Annotated in this window: 22 protein-coding genes; 17 read left to right on the top strand and 5 right to left on the bottom strand. The window is 57.6% G+C overall.

The window, feature by feature from the left end; all coding sequences use genetic code 11:
• Position 1 precedes the first annotated feature (1 nt).
• Genes H8B20_RS06645 through H8B20_RS06655 form a run of 3 tightly spaced genes read right to left on the bottom strand, consistent with a single transcriptional unit; the run spans position 2 to position 3,588 of the window.
• Positions 2 to 586: a cob(I)yrinic acid a,c-diamide adenosyltransferase gene (locus H8B20_RS06645; protein ID WP_042560652.1), complete on the bottom strand. Its 585-nt coding sequence runs from the start codon at positions 584 to 586 to the stop codon at positions 2 to 4.
• Positions 587 to 597: 11 nt separating this feature from the next.
• On the bottom strand, positions 598 to 2,625 hold the full coding sequence (locus H8B20_RS06650; RefSeq protein WP_115146134.1) for a HAMP domain-containing sensor histidine kinase: 2,028 nt from the start codon (positions 2,623 to 2,625) through the stop codon (positions 598 to 600).
• Between the two features lie 45 nt (positions 2,626 to 2,670).
• Positions 2,671 to 3,588, bottom strand: a complete 918-nt coding sequence (locus tag H8B20_RS06655) for a putative 2-dehydropantoate 2-reductase (RefSeq protein ID WP_210622686.1) — start codon at positions 3,586 to 3,588, stop codon at positions 2,671 to 2,673.
• Positions 3,589 to 3,727: 139 nt separating this feature from the next.
• Here H8B20_RS06655 and H8B20_RS06660 point away from each other — a divergent pair, with 139 nt between their 5' ends.
• Positions 3,728 to 4,213, top strand: coding sequence for a YajQ family cyclic di-GMP-binding protein (locus H8B20_RS06660; RefSeq protein WP_042560649.1), 486 nt, complete (start codon positions 3,728 to 3,730; stop codon positions 4,211 to 4,213).
• Between the two features lie 152 nt (positions 4,214 to 4,365).
• The gene (locus H8B20_RS06665) at positions 4,366 to 5,208 is read left to right on the top strand and encodes a mechanosensitive ion channel family protein (RefSeq protein WP_210622687.1); all 843 of its coding nucleotides are present in this window, start codon (positions 4,366 to 4,368) and stop codon (positions 5,206 to 5,208) included.
• Between the two features lie 227 nt (positions 5,209 to 5,435).
• Here the strand turns inward: H8B20_RS06665 and H8B20_RS06670 are convergent, their stop codons facing one another.
• Positions 5,436 to 6,707, bottom strand: coding sequence for an OprD family porin (locus H8B20_RS06670; protein WP_210622688.1), 1,272 nt, complete (start codon positions 6,705 to 6,707; stop codon positions 5,436 to 5,438).
• Positions 6,708 to 7,603: 896 nt separating this feature from the next.
• Between H8B20_RS06670 and H8B20_RS06675 the strand changes: the two genes are divergently transcribed.
• Together H8B20_RS06675 and H8B20_RS06680 are read left to right on the top strand one after the other, a co-directional pair.
• The gene (locus H8B20_RS06675; protein ID WP_210622689.1) at positions 7,604 to 8,029 is read left to right on the top strand and encodes an HIT domain-containing protein; all 426 of its coding nucleotides are present in this window, start codon (positions 7,604 to 7,606) and stop codon (positions 8,027 to 8,029) included.
• A 3-nt stretch (positions 8,030 to 8,032) separates the two neighbouring features.
• Positions 8,033 to 8,239, top strand: coding sequence for a SlyX family protein (locus H8B20_RS06680; RefSeq protein WP_042560646.1), 207 nt, complete (start codon positions 8,033 to 8,035; stop codon positions 8,237 to 8,239).
• A gap of 71 nt (positions 8,240 to 8,310) precedes the next feature.
• On the opposite strand, the gene H8B20_RS28060 is transcribed toward H8B20_RS06680, so the two are convergent.
• Positions 8,311 to 8,913: a cold-shock protein gene (locus H8B20_RS28060; protein ID WP_042560645.1), complete on the bottom strand. Its 603-nt coding sequence runs from the start codon at positions 8,911 to 8,913 to the stop codon at positions 8,311 to 8,313.
• Positions 8,914 to 9,224: 311 nt separating this feature from the next.
• Between H8B20_RS28060 and H8B20_RS06690 the strand changes: the two genes are divergently transcribed.
• The 13 genes from H8B20_RS06690 to tolB all read left to right on the top strand — a co-directional run bounded on the left by H8B20_RS06690 (position 9,225) and on the right by tolB (position 19,936).
• Positions 9,225 to 9,695: a Dps family protein gene (locus H8B20_RS06690; protein ID WP_042560644.1), complete on the top strand. Its 471-nt coding sequence runs from the start codon at positions 9,225 to 9,227 to the stop codon at positions 9,693 to 9,695.
• A gap of 181 nt (positions 9,696 to 9,876) precedes the next feature.
• Entirely contained in the window at positions 9,877 to 10,215 is a 339-nt protein-coding gene (locus H8B20_RS06695; RefSeq protein WP_210622690.1) for a ribbon-helix-helix domain-containing protein, read from the top strand.
• A 131-nt stretch (positions 10,216 to 10,346) separates the two neighbouring features.
• On the top strand, positions 10,347 to 10,568 hold the full coding sequence (locus H8B20_RS06700; RefSeq protein ID WP_042560642.1) for an FmdB family zinc ribbon protein: 222 nt from the start codon (positions 10,347 to 10,349) through the stop codon (positions 10,566 to 10,568).
• 107 nt (positions 10,569 to 10,675) lie between these two features.
• The gene (aspS, locus tag H8B20_RS06705) at positions 10,676 to 12,451 is read left to right on the top strand and encodes an aspartate--tRNA ligase (protein ID WP_150592862.1); all 1,776 of its coding nucleotides are present in this window, start codon (positions 10,676 to 10,678) and stop codon (positions 12,449 to 12,451) included.
• A gap of 133 nt (positions 12,452 to 12,584) precedes the next feature.
• Positions 12,585 to 13,331, top strand: a complete 747-nt coding sequence (locus H8B20_RS06710; protein ID WP_042560640.1) for a YebC/PmpR family DNA-binding transcriptional regulator — start codon at positions 12,585 to 12,587, stop codon at positions 13,329 to 13,331.
• 158 nt (positions 13,332 to 13,489) lie between these two features.
• A complete protein-coding gene (gene ruvC / locus H8B20_RS06715) occupies positions 13,490 to 14,017 on the top strand; it encodes a crossover junction endodeoxyribonuclease RuvC (protein ID WP_007912737.1) in 528 nt (175 codons plus the stop codon).
• Between the two features lie 115 nt (positions 14,018 to 14,132).
• Positions 14,133 to 14,741: a Holliday junction branch migration protein RuvA gene (gene ruvA / locus H8B20_RS06720; RefSeq protein WP_042560639.1), complete on the top strand. Its 609-nt coding sequence runs from the start codon at positions 14,133 to 14,135 to the stop codon at positions 14,739 to 14,741.
• The gene (ruvB, locus tag H8B20_RS06725) at positions 14,742 to 15,803 is read left to right on the top strand and encodes a Holliday junction branch migration DNA helicase RuvB (RefSeq protein ID WP_115146137.1); all 1,062 of its coding nucleotides are present in this window, start codon (positions 14,742 to 14,744) and stop codon (positions 15,801 to 15,803) included.
• 127 nt (positions 15,804 to 15,930) lie between these two features.
• Positions 15,931 to 16,398: a tol-pal system-associated acyl-CoA thioesterase gene (gene ybgC, locus H8B20_RS06730; protein WP_042560637.1), complete on the top strand. Its 468-nt coding sequence runs from the start codon at positions 15,931 to 15,933 to the stop codon at positions 16,396 to 16,398.
• Positions 16,388 to 17,083: a protein TolQ gene (gene tolQ / locus H8B20_RS06735; protein ID WP_008080223.1), complete on the top strand. Its 696-nt coding sequence runs from the start codon at positions 16,388 to 16,390 to the stop codon at positions 17,081 to 17,083. The genes ybgC and tolQ overlap by 11 nt, the downstream gene beginning before the upstream one ends.
• Before the next feature lie 23 nt (positions 17,084 to 17,106).
• Positions 17,107 to 17,559, top strand: coding sequence for a protein TolR (tolR, locus tag H8B20_RS06740; RefSeq protein WP_161806672.1), 453 nt, complete (start codon positions 17,107 to 17,109; stop codon positions 17,557 to 17,559).
• The gene (gene tolA, locus H8B20_RS06745; protein WP_210622691.1) at positions 17,559 to 18,638 is read left to right on the top strand and encodes a cell envelope integrity protein TolA; all 1,080 of its coding nucleotides are present in this window, start codon (positions 17,559 to 17,561) and stop codon (positions 18,636 to 18,638) included. The genes tolR and tolA overlap by 1 nt, the downstream gene beginning before the upstream one ends.
• A gap of 17 nt (positions 18,639 to 18,655) precedes the next feature.
• On the top strand, positions 18,656 to 19,936 hold the full coding sequence (gene tolB, locus H8B20_RS06750) for a Tol-Pal system beta propeller repeat protein TolB (protein WP_080896057.1): 1,281 nt from the start codon (positions 18,656 to 18,658) through the stop codon (positions 19,934 to 19,936).
• Positions 19,937 to 19,963 lie beyond the last annotated feature (27 nt).

Below are 19,963 nucleotides of genomic sequence, written 5' to 3' on the forward strand. Positions count from 1 at the left end.
CCTAATCCTTTGTCGGTTTAGCTGCCGGCTGCCACAAAATCTCCGCAATCCCCTGTCGCCGCGCAATCACCCGCGCCGCGACAAACAACAAATCCGACAATCGATTGATATAAGCCAACCCAACCCCGGCCAAGGGTTCTTCAGCATTCAAATGCTGACACCGCCGCTCGGCACTCCTTGCCAGACTCCGGCACACATGTGCCTGAGCGATCAGCATCGAACCGCCCGGTAAGATGAAATTCTCCAGCGGCCCCAACTCTTCGTTCCAGACATCAATCGCCGCTTCCAGCCGTTCGATTTCCGCCTCGTTCAGTGCCTGATACTGCGGCATCGCCAACTCGCCCCCGAGGTCGAATAGCCGATGCTGACAAGGTGCCAACACCTCGACCAGCTCGTTCAAGCCTGGATACGTCTCACGCTCGGCAATCAAACCGGCCAGCAATACGCCGACCTGACTGTTCAGCGTATCGACCTCGCCAATGGCCTCGATGCGTGGGTGATCCTTGGGCACGCGGCGGCCATCGCCCAGGCCGGTTTCGCCTTTGTCGCCGGTGCGGGTGTAGATTTTCGACAGGCGAAAGCCCATGGGTTACCTCGTTAATTGATTGGTTGAGCAGCGATAGGCAGCGGTTGGGCCAGCGGCAGACGCAAAGTGAAACACGTTCCTTGCCCCGGCGCCGACTGCACCTCCATCTGCCCTTTGTGGTTGTTGGTGATGATGAAATACGACACCGACAAGCCGAGCCCTGTGCCCTGGCCGATTTCCTTGGTGGTGAAAAACGGTTCGAAGGTGCGCTTGCGCACGTTCTCGCTCATGCCGATGCCGTTGTCCTCGACCTGAATCTCGGCCCACGGCGGATTGAGCCGCGTGCGCAAGATGATCCGCCCTGGCTCGCTGTCCTCTTCGCGCTGATGAATGGCTTGCGCGGCGTTTTTCAACAGGTTGAGCAGCACTTGCTCCAGCTCGTTGGCGGTACCCGGCACCGGGCCGAGCGCCGGGTCGAACTGGCGGATGATCGCCTGACCCTTGAAGTCAAAACCGATGGCCAGGTCGAAGTCGTTACCGGCGATTTCCACCGCTTGATCAATCAGTGCTGGCAAATCGCACGGCGCCATCTGGCGAGTGCTGCGGCGACTGAAGCTGAGCATGTGGGTGACGATTTTCGCTGCCCGCGCCCCCGCCTGTTGAATACCATCGAGCAGTTTCGGGACTTCCCGGCCTTGCAGGTAGCGGTTGACCGTGTCCAGCTCAATGCCCAGTTGCTCGGCAGTTTCGAGATTCTTTGGCAGGTCTGCGGACAGGCGCCGACGGATGTTCTGCACGTTGTGCAGGATCGCACCGAGCGGGTTGTTGATTTCATGGGCCATGCCCGCCGCGAGGCCGCCGACCGAGAGCATTTTTTCTGATTGCACCATCATTTCTTCCAGCGACAGGCGCTGGGTGATGTCGTCGATACGGATCACCACGCCACGCCCGGTACCGCCCATCAGCGGGTAGAAGGTCAGCGCGTAATGTTTGGGCTCATCGTCCTTGAACCATGTCACCCGTTCGATCTTCGCCACGGTGTGCTGCTCGACCGTCTGCTTGAGCTGCGGCAAAAACGGTTTCAGCGGTTCGAACGCGAGGAAGATCGGCTGGTTCAGCGCTTCGTCCAGACGCGTGCCGGAGAGGGCGCTGGCTTCCTGGTTCCATTGGGTGACGTAGAGCTGCTCATCGAGCGCGATCAGCGCCGAAGGCATCGAGTCGATGATGCTGTTGAGGTAATTCTGGAAACCGGTGAGTTTCTTTTCGATCTTGCTGCGCACCTGAACTTCCAGCTCAAGCTTGCGGTTGGTGTGGCGGGTTTCCTCGGCCAGCCCCTGCGCCTGATCGTAAGCGGCTTGCGAGTCATCGCGGGCGCGTTTGAGCTGCTGTTCGCGGGCTTCGATACGCGACAGCATGGTGTTGAACGCCTCGGCGAGACTGCCGATTTCGTCATGGTTGCCGCGTGAGGCGCGCAACGCGTAATTCTCTTCGCGGGTGACCTGACGCGACAGCTCTTCGAGCTGATGGATAGGGCGGGTGATCAGCCGTTTGATCTGCCGGGCAATCACCAGCCACAACAGCACGCTGAAAATCAGGATGCCGAGGCTGGCCGTGAGCGTGCCGGTGTAGAACGCCATCGGCAGTTCGCTGCTGGCTACCAGCAGCAGATGACCCGGCTCGGTGCCGGGGCGGGGCAGGGTAATCACCTGGTTGGTGCGAAATTCGGTGAGTTGCCAGGCTTCGATGTGCCGGTAACGTTCCGGCAGGTGGAGTTTGTCGCCGTGTTGCAATTGCGCCAGCCGTTCGCCTTTGCCGTCATACAGGGCGGCAGCGCGCAGTGGTGAATAACTGTCGAGTTCCTTGAGCAGGCGTTCGGCGCTTTGCGGTGATTGCAGGGCTTCACTCACCAGGCTCGGGTTGGCGATCAGACGGCCGATGGTCTGCAAGGCCTGCGGGGCCATGCTCTCTTGGGAAATGTAATAGGCGGCGCTGATAAAAGTCAGGTTGGCGACCAGCAACACAGTGGTCAACAGCACCAGCAGGGCGGCCAGGAGTTTCTGGCCGACCGGCAGGTTTTCGAGGCGCTGGCGCAATGGCATCGGGTTTTTCGCAGCAAAGGAACAAGTCGCCAGCGTAGCCGCTGCTCAGTCGCTGGGCAATCCGAGGCTGCGCAGATGAGCGATCAGGCGTTGCTGCAGTTGATTGAGGTGCGGCAGGTTCAGTTGGTGGCGTGCGGCGACTTTGCAGGCGTGGCCCAATAGATAGCTGATCTCCGTACGGCGCTCATTGGCGACATCTTGATACATCGATGAGTAATTGGCCGCGGTGGCCTGGATCACCCGTTCGACTTCCTGTTGCAGGTTTTCCGCCGCCGCAGGTTGGCCACAGCGCTGCAGCAGTTCGGCGAGCTCGGCGCAGAGCGTAGCGACTTCGCAATGATGCGCCTGTAAGCCACCGTTGCGGCAGTTGTGCAACACCGTCAGCGGATTGATCGCACAGTTGAGCGCCAGTTTGCGCCACAGCCGTGTGAGGATGTCGGTGCTCCATTCGTGGGGGATTTTCGCCGCCTCAAGATCATCCAGCCAGATCGGCGCCACCGGATGAGCGACATCACCGAGCCAGGTAAAACCGTGGCCGGCGAACACCACACGCCAGTCGCCATCGCGGAACGCGCCTTCGGTACTTGAAGCGCTGATGCAGCGTGCATGCGGTACTCGCGCGGCGACGGCGTCCTGACTGCCGAGGCCGTTTTGCAGCAGAATAATTTCCGCATCGGGCGTTAAGCGTGGGGCGAGGCGGGCCACTGCGTTTTCGGCGTCGTAGGCCTTGCAGGCCACCAGCAGGCGACGGATCGGTTCGGGATTGTCCGGGGTTTCGCCGGGAACTGCATAAGTGTTGGCTTGTCCGTTTTCTACGAGGGTCAACCCGTCGGCTGCGTTATAGCTGTGCAAACGTGTCACGTCGCGCACGATCAGCCTCACCGGCAGGCCGGCCCGAGCCAGCCGCGTAGCCCAGAGTGTGCCGAGACAGCCGGCGCCGAGAATGTGCCAAGGGGTAGACATCAGTTTTTTGCTCGATTGGGTACAGGCATGCGCGGCTCGCGTGTCGACAGGAAAAGACCCGTTATAATGAGCCCGATTTTAACCGCAAGCCAAGCGCGCTCCATCCACATAGAGCGCGCCTTTTTATTGGAGAAATTACATGCCGTCGTTCGACGTGGTATCCGAACTGGACAAACACGAACTCACCAACGCGGTCGAGAACGCCGTGAAGGAACTCGATCGTCGTTATGACCTGAAAGGTAAAGGCAGTTTCGAATTCAAGGAAAAGGACCTGACTGTCAGTCTGACCGCTGAAGCCGGATTCCAGCTGGAAGCGATGATCGAAATCCTCAAGTTGGCCCTGGTCAAGCGCAAGATCGACGTGCAGTGCCTTGAAGTCAAGGATGAGTACGCCTCGGGCAAGCTGATGAAGCAGGACGCCGTGCTCAAGGAAGGCATCGACAAGGAACTGGCGAAGAAGATCGTCGGCCACATCAAGGACGCCAAACTCAAGGTACAGGCTGCCATTCAGGGCGAGCAGGTGCGTGTGACCGGCAAGAAGCGCGACGACCTGCAAGAAGCCATCGCGGCCTTGCGTGCCAAGGAATTCGGCATGCCGCTGCAGTTCAACAACTTCCGCGACTAAGCGTTATCCGTGGAAACGGTGGGAGCCAGCCTGCTCGCGAAAGCCGCTGTGTCAGTCAATTCATTGCTGAATGACACAGCGCTTTCGCGAGCAGGCTCGCTCCCACATTTATTTGTGCACATCCCGGGTAGCCGGAAATCAGGAGATAGAACATGGATTTGAATGCTGAAGTAGACCACCTGGTCAAGGCATCCCAGGCGTGGATCCCGATGATCATGGAATACGGCAGCCGCGTGCTGCTGGCAGTGATTACCCTGGGGATCGGCTGGTGGCTGATCAACAAGGTCACGCAAAAACTCGGTGGTTTGCTGGCCCTGCGTAACGCTGACCTGGCACTGCAAGGCTTCATCAGCAGCCTGGCCAACATCATTCTCAAGGTGCTGCTGATCGTCAGCGTGGCCTCGATGATCGGTGTCGAAACCACCTCGTTCGTTGCCGCGATCGGTGCTGCGGGTCTGGCCATTGGTCTGGCGTTGCAGGGCAGTCTGGCGAACTTCGCCGGCGGCGTGCTGATTCTGCTGTTCCGTCCGTTCCGCATCGGCGACTGGATCGAAGCGCAAGGCGTGGCGGGTACCGTCGACAGCATCCAGATTTTCCATACCGTCCTGCGTACCGGCGACAACAAGACCGTCATCATGCCAAACGGCAACCTGTCGAATGGCATCATCACCAATACCAACCGTCAGCCAACCCGCAAGGTTGTGTTCGATGTGGGCGTGGATTACGAAGCCGATCTGCAAAAGGCCCGTCAGGTACTGCTGGATCTGGCCAAGGATGAACGTGTTATGCAGGACCCGGCGCCGCAGGCAGTGATTTCGACACTGGGCGACAGTTCGATCACGGTGTCCCTGCGTGTGTGGGTTAAAACTGCAGACTATTGGGATGTGATGTTCATGTTAAATGAACTGTCCCGCGATCGTTTAAAAGCTGCAGGCATTGATATTCCGTTTCCGCAGCGAGTTATTCGTGTGGTTCAGGAAGGGGCACCGCAGTAAGCGGTCGATTATTTGCCCTGACGGTCAAGTAAGGCGATTAAACCCAAGAGCTGCAAAGTCTCTTGGGTTTTTTATTGTTCGCAGTAAGCCCGCTTCGGTCGACATAATTAGCTTGCTATTCAAATATGCTTAGGCCGCTATTGAATAAGCAAAAAAACCGCCCACCTGTCAGGGTGAGCGGTTCTAATTAGAGCAGAGCTCTACAGTACTGCTGAACTACATCCGGATTACAAGATGCTCAGCGGATACTCAACGATCAGACGCAGATCGTTGTTGTCACCGCCGTTATAAGCGGTGTTGGAGCGGTACCAGGCGCTACGCAGGCGGAAGGACAGGTCTTTTGCCGGGCCATTCTGCATGACGTACTTGGTTTCGAAGTCCAGCTCGTGTTCCTTGCCTTCTTCAGCACCGGTAGAGATGTTGTCGCCTTTGATGTAACGGGTCATGAAGCTCAGGCCCGGTACGCCGTAGGTTTTCATGTTCAGGTCGTAGCGACCCTGCCACGAACGCTCGTCTGCACCGTTGAAGTCGGAGTACTGCACGGAGTTGGCGAGGAAAATGGTGCCGCCGCCGTCTACGCCGTATACGTAACCGGTATCACCGGTCGAACGCTGGTGAGCGAGGGTGAATTTGTGGGCGCCGATGCTGTAAGCGGCAGCCAGGGACCAGATGCGGTTGTCGATATCACCCGACAGTTCCTGACCTTGGCTCTTGCTCTTGTAGCCGTTGAAGTCGAAGTTCAACGACTGTTCATCGTTGATCGGCAGGGTGTAGTTGGCGTTGAGGTACTGCTTCTTGAAGTGGTCATCCACGTCGGAAGCCGCAACACCGGCGACGAAGTTGTCGGTGAACTGGTAGGTGGCGCCACCGATATTGGCAGACGGCAGGCCGCCGTCAACGATGGTGTCATGGCCCATGCCGGTCTGGGAGCTCATCGCGGTGAAGCGACCAGCGCTCAGCTCAAGGCCAGGGATTTCCTTGGATACGAGCAAGGTACCGGTGGTGGCTTCAGGCAGCAAACGGCTGTCGTCAGTGGAGAATACCGGGCTGGCGACGAATTGGTCGCCATACTTCAAGACAGTATTGGACAGGCGGAATTTAACTGCGCCACCCGCTTTGGACTGAGTGTCCTCAGGTGTGCCATCGCTATCGGCAGCGAACAGGCCGTTGCCTGTACGACCGCGGCCGCTGTCGAGTTTGATCGAGCCCAGACCGAAAGCGTCAACACCAACACCGATGGTGCCTTGAGTGAAGCCGGATTCGAAGATGGCGTGCATGCCAATACCGGTTTCTTCGCGGTAGCCTTGGCGCTCACCCGATGGGCTGGTTTTCAAGTTTTCATTCTTGAAATCACGATTCATATACAGCATGCGGGTCTTTACATTGAAGGTACTGTCTTCAACGAAGCCTTTGGAATCATCCTGGGCGGACGCCATTGCGAACTGCGAGGTGCCTGCTGAAACAGCCAGTGCGATCATGCTCCACTTCATCACGCGCATCGTGATTTGCTCCTTTGGTTTTTAGAAGAGTACTGCCGTCCCACCTGTTTTATTATCTGGGCGGCTCTTTCTTTTTGTGTCGGCGCAAACTTATATCACGCCGACATTGTTGGCGATACTTGCTAATCGAACCTTTCGCCTTCTTTACGACGCTGTCGCAGATGGCTTGGTAGATGTCGCAAATTCACAGTACCGATGCAATCGGACCGACAACTTTTTCGCTGTTTTTCTAGCCTTTTGCATCGCTAAAAAAGAGTCCCTGGCAAAACACTTGAATCTCCATCGGGCAACCCTGCCACTGTTTTTATCGGGCTTAAGGCTCCCACATCCCGTGGTGCGCTTATAGTCCATATGAGTACGCTTGCAACAAGCGTGCACAAACTGCAATTTCGGTGCGGTTATTTTTCAACACGCTTGTCTTTACCTGTAAAAGCCTCATAAATACGGGGCGCCAAGCCGCTTTTTGTAAGGGCTTGACGCGATTGTTCGTATGGTGTTGCCACGCCGTAATTGGCGCGCGACAACCAAAAACGTTACCGGTTCACCCCGCCAGTGAGTATTCGGCGGATGCCCGACGCACTGAGCGTAGACCCACTGTGCGGTTTTGGTGCAAAAAATTTACGCGCTGTACCGTATTCATACAGATCTGTCTGCGAGCGATCGTGAGCACCTCACGGTTTTTCGGTCATTTCAGCGGATTGGTCATCTGGTCGGGTTCCGTGCTGGTGCATCAAATCAAAAAATGTCACATGTCGGGGCGTCCGCAGAAATGGCCAGGGCACAGTCCTCGTGAAGGCGAACGCATTCGCAGGTATGCTGCGGTTCTGTCGCTTGGTGCACTACCTGTCGGGTGGGTCGCCAAGCTGAATTATGTAGATCAGCCGGGAGTGCGCGCAGTGTTTGCTTTAGATTCACGACTACAACAGGACACACTGACCATCGGCGACTTTCCGCTCTGCCGTCTGTTGCTGTCCAACGACGCCAACTACCCGTGGTTCATCCTGGTGCCACGCCGCAACGATATCAGCGAGTTGTTTCAGTTGGATGTCGCCGATCAGCAACAGCTCTGGCTGGAAACCACCGCGCTGGCCGAGTTGCTCAAAGACTTGTTCGATGCCGACAAAATGAACGTCGCTACGCTGGGTAACGTGGTCAGCCAGATGCACATGCATGTGATCGTGCGCAAACGTGACGACGCGGCGTGGCCTGCGCCGGTCTGGGGCAAGCATCCGGCAAAGCCTTATGACAGCGAACAGGTGGCCGCCATTCGCGCGCAGTTGCGTGTGGTGCTGACCCAAGATTTCACCTTTTTGGAGGGCTGAGTCATGACCCTGGAAGAACGCGTTAACGATCTGGAAAGCCGTCTGGCGTTTCAGGACGACACTATCCAGACGTTGAACGACATCCTGGTGGCGCAGCAGCGGGTGGTCGAGCGCCTGCAATTGCAAATGGCTGCGTTGCTCAAGCGTCAGGAAGAAATGGTCGGGCAGTTCGAATCCTTCGAGGAAGAAGCACCTCCGCCACATTATTAAGGTGCGGTTTTTTCATCAGGCGTAAAAAAACCGCGAACAGCACGCTGCTCGCGGTTTTTTTATGCCTTGGATCAGCGGCGCGGCAGCGCGGCGATCACGTCCTCGGCTTGCAGGCCTTTGTCCCGGTTCATCACCGAGAATTCCACACGCTGGCCTTCGACCAGAACGCGGTGGCCTTCGCCACGGATCGCGCGAAAGTGCACGAAAATGTCATCACCGGAATCCCGGGAGATAAAGCCGAAGCCTTTGGAAGTGTTGAACCACTTGACGGTGCCGGTATCGCGGTTGGTCATGTCGTAGGTGGTTGGCGTGGCTGCCGGTGAAGATCGATAAAAGCTGACGGCCAGGTGCAGGACCACGGCAACCAGGGCAATCACCAGGCTGAACAACACGGCTGGCTGGCCGGCGATGACAGGCATCGGCGCGATCAGAGTCAAGGTTTGGAGGACGACAGTCAGCACCAGAAGAGCGCTGACCAGATTTTGCAGATGCTGGCGCGGGCCTTTGTTCCAGTAAGGAATCACCGGGGCAATGACCAGGTTCAGCAGGCCGAAAAAGGCCAGGTAAAGTGCATCGGGTTGTTGCAGGTAGGGAACGGCTTCGGATTTCAAGCTAGGTATGAACGACAGCAGCAGTGCCGCTGCGCCCATTAGCAGGTGGACGATTTTCAACATTTTGATTGGCTCACGTTATTAACGGCTCACAAGGAAGAGCTGGAGGCGCACGGTTCGCTTCGGGACAAAATAAGAGGCGGTGGACACGGACGCAGCATCAGCCTATGCGCAAATCCCCGGAAAATGGGGCATAGCGACACACTGCCTATTTAACAGCAAAGCCTGCAGCTACTCAAATCAGGCCGGCCAGCGGCAGCAAAGTGGTCGATTTGTCGCAGTGCGAGTGTCGATTCGGGGCTGCGAGGGATCGACAGCCTTGCTAGAGTGGGGCGGTACCTTGGATGAATTCAAATCGCCGTTAGGGGGTAAACATGGCAATCGATATCGGTATCAGTGAAGAAGACCGCAAGTCCATCGTCGAGGGGCTGTCGCGTCTGCTGTCGGACACCTACGTGCTGTATCTGAAAACCCATAACTTCCACTGGAACGTCACAGGCCCGATGTTCCGTACGCTGCACTTGATGTTTGAAGAGCAATACAACGAGCTGGCACTGGCCGTCGATTCAATCGCCGAGCGCATTCGCGCCCTTGGTTTCCCGGCCCCAGGCGCTTATGCCACGTATGCGCGGCTTTCTTCTATCAAGGAGGAGGAGGGGGTGCCCAGCGCCGAGGACATGATCAAGCAACTGGTCGCCGGTCAGGAAGCCGTGACCCGCACCGCGCGCGGCATTTTCCCGCTGCTCGACAAGGTCAGTGACGAGCCGACGGCCGACCTGCTGACCCAGCGCATGCAGGTTCATGAAAAAACCGCGTGGATGTTGCGCGCATTGCTCGAAGCCTGACCCAAGTGCGCGGGCAGGCCTTGGGGATGCCCGCGCTGTCCACAGTCTTACTTCTATCGTTGGCTTATCCTACGGGGATGGTCAATTAGTCATCTGGATATAACTTTGCGTCTGCGCTTTTATGAAGTCACAGGATGTGACTTTGAAAAACACGCAGAGATGGCAAAGGAGTGTCACCGATATGATAGAGGGAGACAGGCGAGGCGACAGGAATGTCGGCTTGCAACATGAATTGAAGTTCGATCCGTTCGTCAACGAATTCGACATGTCATTGGTACAGCCGTTGTCCCGATCCGTGCGTTTGAACGGATACGCGACGTGCCTGCGGCTGGAGCAGGTGTACTGGAACATCCTCGGCGCCATGGCCAAAGACAACTGCTGTTCGATCAGCTCACTGTTATCCCACGTTGACCGTGAGGTGCATCTGCGTCACGGCGGGGTGAAAAATTTCAGTGCGCTGGTACGAGTGGTGTGTGTCATGAGTGGGATCAAAGTCGCTGAGTCAGCGAAATCGCTCTGAAACAGCGGTTGCAAAGGAGGTTGCGGCCTGTGCAGTCTTACGGCTGCACAGGCCGCATTTAATGGATATAATCCCGCTCTTTCGCCGCAAAGCCCTGCGCGCGGTGGCAATCTGATCGCCGAGACACCTCCATGCCGATGTACGATTATCAATGTGCTTCCTGTGGTCATCAGTTGGAAGCCATTCAAAAGATCAGCGATGCACCGCTGGTCGACTGCCCTGCCTGCCAGGCGCCAGAGCTCAAGAAACAGCTGTCGATGCCCGGCTTTCGCCTCAGCGGCAGCGGTTGGTACGAAACCGATTTCAAGACCGGAACCAAGAAGAACCTGGCCGGTAGCGACAAATCTGACTAGGGTTCAGGCCCAGGTCGAACGACACGCGTGAGTTTCCCCACGTCGCACAAGCTTGAGCGCGGCGGGATCTCCACCGAATTTCGAATTACGAGAAGCGAACCACTACCATGATGCGCAGCCACTATTGCGGCCAACTGAACGAAAGCCTGGAAGGTCAGGAAATTACCCTTTGCGGATGGGTTCACCGTCGCCGCGACCACGGCGGGGTGATTTTCCTCGATATCCGTGATCGTGACGGTCTGGCCCAGGTGGTGTTCGATCCGGATCGCGCCGAGAGCTTCGCCGCCGCCGATCGCGTGCGCAGCGAGTACGTCGTGAAGATCACCGGTAAGGTGCGTCTGCGTCCGGCCGGTGCAACCAACGCCAACATGGCGTCGGGCATGATCGAAGTGCTGGGTTACGAACTGGAAGTGCTGAACGAGTCGGAAACCCCGCCGTTCCCGCTCAACGAATACTCCGACGTTGGCGAAGAAACCCGCCTGCGCTACCGCTTCCTCGACCTGCGTCGTCCGGAAATGGCCGAGAAGCTGCGTCTGCGTTCGCGCATGACCACCAGCATCCGTCGCTTCCTCGACGAAAACGGCTTCCTCGACGTTGAAACGCCGATCCTGACCCGTGCAACTCCGGAAGGCGCACGCGACTACCTCGTGCCAAGCCGTACTCACGCCGGTTCGTTCTTCGCGCTGCCGCAATCGCCGCAGCTGTTCAAGCAACTGCTGATGGTGGCCGGCTTCGACCGTTACTACCAGATCGCCAAGTGCTTCCGCGACGAAGACCTGCGTGCCGACCGTCAGCCGGAATTCACCCAGATCGACATCGAGACCAGCTTCCTCGATGAAAAAGAGATCATGGGCCTCACCGAGCAAATGATCCGCAACCTGTTCAAGGAAGTGCTGGGTCTGGAATTCGGCGAATTCCCGCACATGACTTTCGAAGAAGCCATGCGCCGCTACGGTTCCGACAAACCAGACCTGCGTAACCCGCTGGAACTGGTCGACGTTGCCGATCAACTCAAAGAAGTCGATTTCAAGGTCTTCAGCGGCCCGGCCAACGATCCGAAATGCCGTATCGCCGCACTGCGCGTTCCAGGCGGGGCGAGCATGCCGCGCAAGCAGATCGACGATTACACCAAGTTCGTCGGCATCTACGGTGCCAAGGGCCTGGCGTACATCAAGGTCAACGAGCGCGCTGCCGGTGTTGAAGGCCTGCAATCGCCGATCGTGAAAAACATCCCGGAAGACAAGCTGAACGTGATCCTCGATCGCGTTGGCGCAGTCGATGGCGACATCGTGTTCTTCGGCGCCGACAAGGCCAAGATCGTCAGCGAAGCCTTGGGCGCACTGCGCATCAAGCTCGGTCACGACTTGAAGCTGCTGACCTGCGAGTGGGCGCCAATGTGGGTCGTCGACTTCCCGATGTTCGAAGAAAACGACGACGGCAGCTTCTCTGCGCTGCACCACCCGTTCACTGCACCGAAGTGCACGCCGCAAGAGCTCGAAGCCAACCCGGCCGCTGCTCTGTCCCGCGCGTACGACATGGTGCTGAACGGTACTGAGCTGGGTGGCGGTTCGATCCGTATCCACCGCAAGGAAATGCAGCAGTCGGTGTTCCGTCTGTTGGGCATCAACGAAGCGGAGCAGGAAGAGAAGTTCGGCTTCCTGCTCGACGCCCTGAAGTACGGCGCACCGCCGCACGGTGGCCTGGCCTTCGGTCTGGACCGTCTGGTGATGCTGATGACCGGCGCCCAGTCGATCCGTGAAGTGATCGCTTTCCCGAAAACCCAGAGCGCTGCCGACGTCATGACGCAAGCACCGGGTGTAGTGGATGCCAAGGCATTGCGCGAATTGCACATTCGTTTGCGCGAAACGCCAAAGGCTGAGTAAGACGGGCCTGAAGGCGCATCTTCGGATGCGCCTTTTTTCTTTCTTATGGTCTGAAAGCTGTTCAAGATTTTTTGTTTGCCGGCCGCTGCAAGTGCAGGGCGGGCAACGTTTCAAAGAGAATTCGGAGCGAGTTATGGCGGGTCATTCCAAGTGGGCGAACATCAAGCACCGCAAAGAACGTCAGGATGCCAAGAAAGGCAAAATCTTTACCAAGTGGATTCGTGAGCTGACAGTTGCTGCCCGTCAGGGGGGCGGTGATCCGGGTTCCAACCCGCGTTTGCGCCTGGCCCTGGACAAGGCCCTTGGTGCGAACATGAGCCGCGATATCATCGATCGCGCGGTTGCTCGTGGTGCCGGTGCCGCCGACACCGACGACATGGTCGAGCTGAGTTACGAAGGTTACGGCCCGGGCGGCGTGGCGGTGATGGTCGAGTGCATGACCGACAACCGCAATCGCACCGCAGCGGCTGTGCGCCATGCGTTCAGCAAGTGCGGCGGTAACCTGGGCACCGACGGTTCGGTAGCGTACCTGTTCGAGCGCAAGGGCCAGATCTCCTTCGCTCCGGGCGTTGATGAGGACGCACTGATCGAAGCGGCGATGGAAGCAGACGCCGATGACGTGGTTACGAACGAAGATGGTTCGATTGACGTGTTCACTTCGTTCGCCGGTTTCTATTCCGTGCGTAACGCGTTGGAAGCCGCGGGTTTCAAAGGTGATGACGCGGAAATCGTCATGCTGCCGACCACTAGCGCCGAACTGGACCTGGACGGCGCGGAGAAGGTGCTCAAGCTGATCGACATGCTTGAAGACCTGGACGACGTGCAGAACGTTTATTCCAACGCGGATATTCCAGAAGACGTCGCTGCTCAGCTCGGTTAAGAGCGACTAGGCTTTCATGTGGGAGCTGGCTTGCCAGCGATGGCGTCGGCACATCAGAAAATGATGTGGTCTGACACTCCGTCATCGCTGGCAAGCCAGCTCCCACATTTGTTATTTGTTGTACCGAATTTCGTGCTTTTTCCGAACCCGCAGGCGTTATGACTTTAATTCTTGGTATCGACCCCGGTTCGCGCATCACCGGTTACGGCATTGTTCGCGATACCGGACGTGGCGGCTGCATCTACGTCGCCTCTGGCTGCATCCGCACCGGCGCTGGCGAGCTGCATGAACGACTGCAAATCGTCTATCGCGGCGTGCGTGAAATCATTCAGACCTACGGCCCGGTCACCATGGGCATCGAAAAAGTGTTCATGGCGAAAAACGCCGACTCGGCGCTCAAACTCGGGCAGGCCCGTGGCGCGGCGATTGTTGCCGGTGCCGAAGAAAGTCTGGAAATTGCCGAGTACACGGCCACCCAGGTCAAACAAGCCGTGGTCGGCACGGGCGCGGCCAATAAAGAGCAGGTGCAAATGATGGTCATGCACATGCTGAAGTTGACCAGCAAACCGCAAATCGATGCTTCGGACGCCCTGGCCATTGCCATTTGCCACGCTCACACTCGTTCCAGTCTGCTGCCGCATGGCCTGGGAGCGGCACGCAGTCGTGGCGGGCGCCTGCGTCTCTGATAGCATCAGCAATCAAATTTTCCGGAATGCGGGTTTCGCGCCTGGGTCGTCGGCCTGAAACACGCCTTCCGTCAGTCGCCAGCCCACGGCTGGCCAACGCTCAAGGATCTGAAACGTGATTGGACGCTTGCGCGGCACCCTGGCTGAGAAACAGCCGCCGCACCTGATTCTCGATGTAAATGGCCTCGGGTATGAGCTGGAAGTGCCCATGACCACCCTCTATCGCCTGCCGCCGGTCGGTGAACCGCTGACCCTGCACACGCACCTGGTCGTACGCGAAGACGCGCAGTTACTCTATGGTTTCGCCGGCAAGCGTGAGCGAGACTTTTTTCGCGAGTTGATCCGTCTCAATGGTGTCGGGCCGAAATTGGCCCTGGCATTGATGTCGAGTCTGGAAGTCGATGAGCTGGTCCGCTGTGTGCAGTCCCAGGACACGTCGGCGCTGACCAAGGTGCCGGGCGTCGGCAAGAAAACCGCCGAGCGTTTGCTCGTCGAGCTGAAGGATCGCTTCAAGGCCTGGGAAACCTCGCCGGCCATGTTCGCCCTGGTGCCAAACCAGCCGGACGGCCCGGCGCCGGTCAATACCGCCGAGAACGATGCGGTCAGCGCGTTGATTTCCTTGGGTTACAAGCCGCAGGAAGCGAGCAAGGCAATTTCGGCCATCAAGGACAAGAATTTGAGCAGTGAAGACATGATCCGCCGCGCCCTGAAGGGAATGATTTAAGTGATTGAAGCTGATCGTCTGATCGCCGCTGCGCACATTCCGCGTGAGCGCGAAGAAGTCCAGGACCGCGCCATTCGCCCGGTCAGTCTGGCTGACTACATTGGCCAGCCGACGGTGCGCGAGCAGATGGAACTGTTCATTCAGGCTGCTCGTGGCCGTAGCGAATCGCTTGATCACACCTTGATCTTCGGCCCGCCGGGGCTGGGTAAAACCACGCTGGCCAACATCATCGCCCAGGAAATGGGCGTGTCGATCAAGAGCACCTCGGGCCCGGTCCTGGAGCGTCCGGGTGATCTGGCGGCATTGCTGACCAATCTTGAGCCGCATGACGTGCTGTTTATCGATGAGATCCATCGTCTGTCGCCGATCGTCGAAGAAGTCTTGTACCCGGCGATGGAAGATTTCCAGCTCGACATCATGATCGGTGAAGGGCCGGCAGCACGCTCGATCAAACTCGACCTGCCGCCGTTCACCCTGGTCGGTGCGACGACTCGTGCAGGCATGCTGACCAACCCGTTGCGTGACCGCTTCGGTATCGTCCAGCGTCTTGAGTTCTATAGCACCGCGGATCTGTCGACGATTGTCAGTCGTTCGGCGAATATTCTTGGTTTGCCCCTGGACCCGGAGGGCGCCTTCGAAATCGCTCGACGTGCCCGTGGCACACCTCGAATTGCCAATCGATTGCTGCGCCGTGTACGCGATTTCGCTGAAGTACGGGCCAAGGGCCACATCACCAAAGCGGTGGCGGATCTGGCGTTGAACCTGCTGGATGTCGACGAGCATGGTTTCGATCATCAGGACCGGCGCCTGCTGTTGACCATGATCGAGAAGTTCGATGGTGGGCCCGTCGGTATCGACAGCCTTGCAGCAGCCATCAGTGAAGAACGCCACACGATTGAAGACGTGCTGGAGCCGTATCTGATCCAGCAGGGTTACATCATGCGCACGCCAAGGGGCAGGGTAGTGACACGGCATGCGTATCTGCATTTCGGTTTAAACATTCCGTCACGAATGGGTGAGACGCCCGTGGTAGACGAGTTTCTCGATGCCGTGGACGATTAATACACATTTGTTGTCGATTTATTCAGGGTTTGTACTGTCAGAGGACGGTACTTTTGCGGTAAAGCCCTGAAACAACGAAAAACAGTTGTCTGGCCGGATTGGCAACATGAGGAGTAAGCACTAGAGTATGCGCGCGCAAAACGGGCTTGAGCCGTTCGCACATCGTTGTCGCGTTTATTACGAGGACACCGATGCGGGCGGCATCGTGTATTACGTTAATTACCTCAAGTTTATGGAACGGGCTCGAACCGAGCGGCTCCGCGAACTGGGCTTTGCCCAATCGCAGCTTGCCGGGGAGGATCTGTTGTTTGTCGTGCACTCCAGCGAAGCGCGTTACCACGCGCCGGCGCGACTGGACGACGAGCTTCTGGTAAGTGCTGAAGTAATCGAATTGAACCGTGCCAGCCTGCGTTTCAAACAGCAGGTCAGGCGGGCAACGGATAATGTGCTGCTCTGTGAAGGGCAGTTTTTGGTGGCCTGTGTGCGCACTAACAGTTTGAAACCCCGGGCCCTTCCCGAAGACTTGCGTGCGGCTTTCGCCGACGCGGTCGGCCCGGGTAAACACTCAAAGCAGGAGATAAAGCGTGGAAGCTAACGTCGTCGACCATTCCTCCATGTGGAGCCTGGTCAGCAATGCCAGCATCGTGGTGCAGTTGGTAATGTTGACTCTGGTGGCCGCATCGGTGACCTCATGGATCATGATCTTTCAGCGCAGCAACCTGCTGCGTGCCGGTCGACGCGCCCTGGAGAGCTTCGAAGAGCGCTTCTGGTCGGGTATCGATTTGTCCAAACTGTACCGTCAGGCCGGCAGCAACCCTGATCCGGATTCGGGCGTCGAGCAAATCTTCCGCGCCGGTTTCAAAGAGTTCTCCCGTCTGCGCCAGCAGCCAGGTGTCGATCCTGAAGCGGTAATGGAAGGCGTGGCTCGCGCCATGCGTGTGGCCATCTCCCGCGAAGAAGAGAAACTGGAGCAAAGCTTGCCGTTCCTCGCCACTGTGGGTTCGGTCAGCCCGTATATTGGTCTGTTCGGTACCGTATGGGGCATCATGAACTCCTTCCGCGGTCTGGCCAGCGCCCAGCAAGCGACCCTGGCCACCGTGGCTCCGGGTATCGCCGAAGCACTTATCGCCACGGCGATCGGCCTGTTTGCGGCAATCCCTGCAGTAATCGCTTACAACCGTTTTGCTGCTCGCAGCGAAACCCTGCTGGGCCGCTACTACACCTTCGCCGATGAATTCCAGGCGATCCTGCACCGCAAAGTGCACACCAGCGAAGAATAAGCAGGTAATTTCCAATGGCTTTAATCGCTCGAGCTCGCAAAAAGCGCAAGCCGGTCGCCGAGATGAACGTGGTGCCTTACATCGACGTGATGCTGGTACTGCTGGTCATTTTCATGGTGACCGCGCCGATGCTCAATCAGGGCGTGAAAGTTGATCTGCCCAAGGTTTCCAGCGAAGCCTTGCCGCAGGACAACAACACCCAGGTCCTGACCATTTCGATCAAGGCTGACAAGACCTATTACTGGAACCTTGGCAGCGAAGTCGACACCGAGAAGCAACAGGACAGGGCCATGACCCTGCCGCAGATGACCGACGCGGTGACCAAGATTATTCGCGCCGGTACCGAAGGCGGCAAGCGTACCCAGGTCTTCATCCGCGGCGACAAAACCGTCGACTATGGTTCCGTCATGGGCGCCATGGGCGGATTGCAGAAAGCCGGGGTCGGTAACGTTGGTTTGATTACCGAGGCCCCCTGATGCAGCCACTGCGAGAGCCGTCTGCCTCGGAAAGCTACTTCTGGCCTAGTGTTCTGGCGATTGTCCTGCACGTGCTGGTGTTCGGCATGCTGTTCGTCAGTTTCGCCTTTACACCAGAGCTGCCGCCGGCCAAGCCGATTGTCCAGGCGACCCTGTACCAGCTGAAATCGAAAAGTCAGGCAACCACCCAGACCAATCAGAAGATTGCGGGTGAGGCGAAGAAATCCGCCGCGCGCCAGACTGAAGTCGAGCAGATGGAACAGAAAAAGGTCGAGCAGGAAGCGGTGAAAGCTGCGGAACAAAAGAAAGAAGAAGCGGCTCAAAAGGCCGAGGAAGCCAAGAAGGCCGACGAGTCGAAAAAAGCGGACGAGGCGAAAAAGGCTGATGAAGCCAAAAAAGCCGATGACGCGAAGAAGACCGCCGAAGCCAAGAAGGCAGAAGAGAAACAATTGGCTGATATAGCCAAGAAGAAATCTGAAGAAGAAGCCAAAAAGGCTGCTGAAGAAGAGGCCAAGAAAGCGGCCGCTGAAGAAGCGAAGAAAAAGATCGTCGAAGACGCGAAGAAGAAAGCCGCCGAAGACGCCAAGAAAAAGTCTGAAGCTGAAGAGGCGAAGAAGAAAATCGCCGACGAAGCGAAGAAGAAAGCTGCTGCCGATGCTGCGAAGAAGAAAGCGCAGGAAGCGGCACGTAAATCTACCGAAGACAAAAAGGCTCAGGCCTTGGCAGATTTGCTTTCCGACACGCCGCAGCGTCAGCAGGCCTTGGCCGATGAACAGGGTGACGAAGTCGCGGGCAGTTTCGATGACCTGATTCGTGCGCGGGCAGCGGAAGGCTGGGCTCGTCCACCTTCGGCACGCAAAGGCATGACGGTCGTGTTGCAAATCGGCATGTTGCCGGACGGTACGGTGACTACGGTCAGCGTGTCCAAATCCAGTGGCGATGGTCCGTTCGATGCTTCGGCAGTAGCGGCGGTCAAGAATATTGGACGTTTGACAGAAATGCAGGGAATGAAGCCGAGCGATTTCGCTCCGTATCGTTCATTCAAGATGACATTCACACCTGAGGATCTAGCCTTGTGAGAAACCTTCTTCGAGGAATGCTGGTCGTGATCTGCTGCATGGCAGGGATCGCGATGGCTGATGAAAAGAACATTCTGGTCACCAGCGGCAGCGATCGGGCTACTCCGATCGCCGTCGTACCGTTCGGTTTGCAGGGCGGTGCCGTCCTGCCGGACGACATGGCTGAAATCATTGGTAACGATTTGCGTAACTCGGGCTACTACTCGCCGATTCCAAAGCAAAACATGATCAGCCAGCCAAGCCAGGCGAGCGAAATCATCTTCCGTGACTGGAAGGCGGTAGGTGCTCAATACATGATGGTCGGCAGCATCGCACCAGCGGGCGGTCGTCTGCAGGTGCAATGGGCACTGTTCAACGTGGCCACCGAGCAGAAAGTGGCTGACGGCAGTGTTTCCGGTACCACCGAGCAGTTGCGCGATATGGCGCACTACATCTCTGACCAGTCGTTCGAGAAACTCACCGGCATCCAGGGCGCGTTTTCGACCCGCCTGCTGTACGTGACGGCTGAACGCTTCTCCGAGAAGAACACCCGTTACACCTTGCAGCGTTCGGACTATGACGGTGCTCGCGCCGTGACTCTGTTGCAATCGCGCGAGCCGATCCTCTCGCCGCGTTTCGCACCGGATGGCAAGCGCATCGCTTACGTGTCGTTCGAGCAGAAACGCCCGCGTATCTTCATGCAGAACATCGACACGGGTCGTCGTGAGCAGATCACCAACTTCGAAGGCCTGAACGGCGCACCGGCCTGGTCGCCGAATGGTGATCGTCTGGCGTTCGTGTTGTCTAAAGACGGTAACCCGGATATCTACGTGATGAACCTGGCTACGCGTCAGATCAATCGTGTAACAGCGGGCCCAGGTATCAACACCGAACCGTACTGGGGCAAGGATGGTTCGACCATCTACTTCACCTCGGACCGCGGCGGCAAGCCACAAATCTACAAAACCAGCGCCAGTGGCGGTGGTGCCGAGCGTGTAACGTTCGTAGGTAACTACAACGCCAACCCGAAACTTTCGGCAGATGAAAAGACGCTGGTGATGATCCATCGCCAGGATGGTTTCACCAATTTCAAGGTGGCAGCCCAGGATTTGCAGCGAGGTAGTGTAAAGATCCTCACTGATAGCACTCTGGACGAGTCACCCACTGTTGCACCCAACGGCACCATGGTAATCTACGCCACCCGCCAGCAGGGCCGGGGAGTCTTGATGCTCGTGTCCATTAATGGACGCGTTAGGCTCCCGCTTCCTACCGCTCAAGGCGAAGTCAGAGAACCGTCCTGGTCCCCTTACCTGAAGTGAGCGGGCGCTACACGTTTTACTTAACAC

The organism is Pseudomonas sp. P42, from assembly GCF_017973755.1.
GTDB classification, from domain to species: Bacteria; Pseudomonadota; Gammaproteobacteria; order Pseudomonadales; family Pseudomonadaceae; genus Aquipseudomonas; species Aquipseudomonas iridis.

What these genes read in the sequence shown, in the direction of transcription:
- H8B20_RS06645 (WP_042560652.1), bottom strand. Translation starts at nt 586, where the DNA reads ATGGGCTTTCGCCTGTCGAAAATCTACACCCGCACCGGCGACAAAGGC.
- H8B20_RS06650 (WP_115146134.1), bottom strand. Translation starts at nt 2,625, where the DNA reads ATGCCATTGCGCCAGCGCCTCGAAAACCTGCCGGTCGGCCAGAAACTC.
- H8B20_RS06655 (WP_210622686.1), bottom strand. Translation starts at nt 3,588, where the DNA reads ATGTCTACCCCTTGGCACATTCTCGGCGCCGGCTGTCTCGGCACACTC.
- H8B20_RS06660 (WP_042560649.1), top strand. Translation starts at nt 3,728, where the DNA reads ATGCCGTCGTTCGACGTGGTATCCGAACTGGACAAACACGAACTCACC.
- H8B20_RS06665 (WP_210622687.1), top strand. Translation starts at nt 4,366, where the DNA reads ATGGATTTGAATGCTGAAGTAGACCACCTGGTCAAGGCATCCCAGGCG.
- H8B20_RS06670 (WP_210622688.1), bottom strand. Translation starts at nt 6,707, where the DNA reads ATGCGCGTGATGAAGTGGAGCATGATCGCACTGGCTGTTTCAGCAGGC.
- H8B20_RS06680 (WP_042560646.1), top strand. Translation starts at nt 8,033, where the DNA reads ATGACCCTGGAAGAACGCGTTAACGATCTGGAAAGCCGTCTGGCGTTT.
- H8B20_RS28060 (WP_042560645.1), bottom strand. Translation starts at nt 8,913, where the DNA reads ATGTTGAAAATCGTCCACCTGCTAATGGGCGCAGCGGCACTGCTGCTG.
- H8B20_RS06690 (WP_042560644.1), top strand. Translation starts at nt 9,225, where the DNA reads ATGGCAATCGATATCGGTATCAGTGAAGAAGACCGCAAGTCCATCGTC.
- H8B20_RS06695 (WP_210622690.1), top strand. Translation starts at nt 9,877, where the DNA reads ATGATAGAGGGAGACAGGCGAGGCGACAGGAATGTCGGCTTGCAACAT.
- H8B20_RS06700 (WP_042560642.1), top strand. Translation starts at nt 10,347, where the DNA reads ATGCCGATGTACGATTATCAATGTGCTTCCTGTGGTCATCAGTTGGAA.
- aspS (WP_150592862.1), top strand. Translation starts at nt 10,676, where the DNA reads ATGATGCGCAGCCACTATTGCGGCCAACTGAACGAAAGCCTGGAAGGT.
- H8B20_RS06710 (WP_042560640.1), top strand. Translation starts at nt 12,585, where the DNA reads ATGGCGGGTCATTCCAAGTGGGCGAACATCAAGCACCGCAAAGAACGT.
- ruvC (WP_007912737.1), top strand. Translation starts at nt 13,490, where the DNA reads ATGACTTTAATTCTTGGTATCGACCCCGGTTCGCGCATCACCGGTTAC.
- ybgC (WP_042560637.1), top strand. Translation starts at nt 15,931, where the DNA reads ATGCGCGCGCAAAACGGGCTTGAGCCGTTCGCACATCGTTGTCGCGTT.
- tolA (WP_210622691.1), top strand. Translation starts at nt 17,559, where the DNA reads ATGCAGCCACTGCGAGAGCCGTCTGCCTCGGAAAGCTACTTCTGGCCT.
- tolB (WP_080896057.1), top strand. Translation starts at nt 18,656, where the DNA reads ATGCTGGTCGTGATCTGCTGCATGGCAGGGATCGCGATGGCTGATGAA.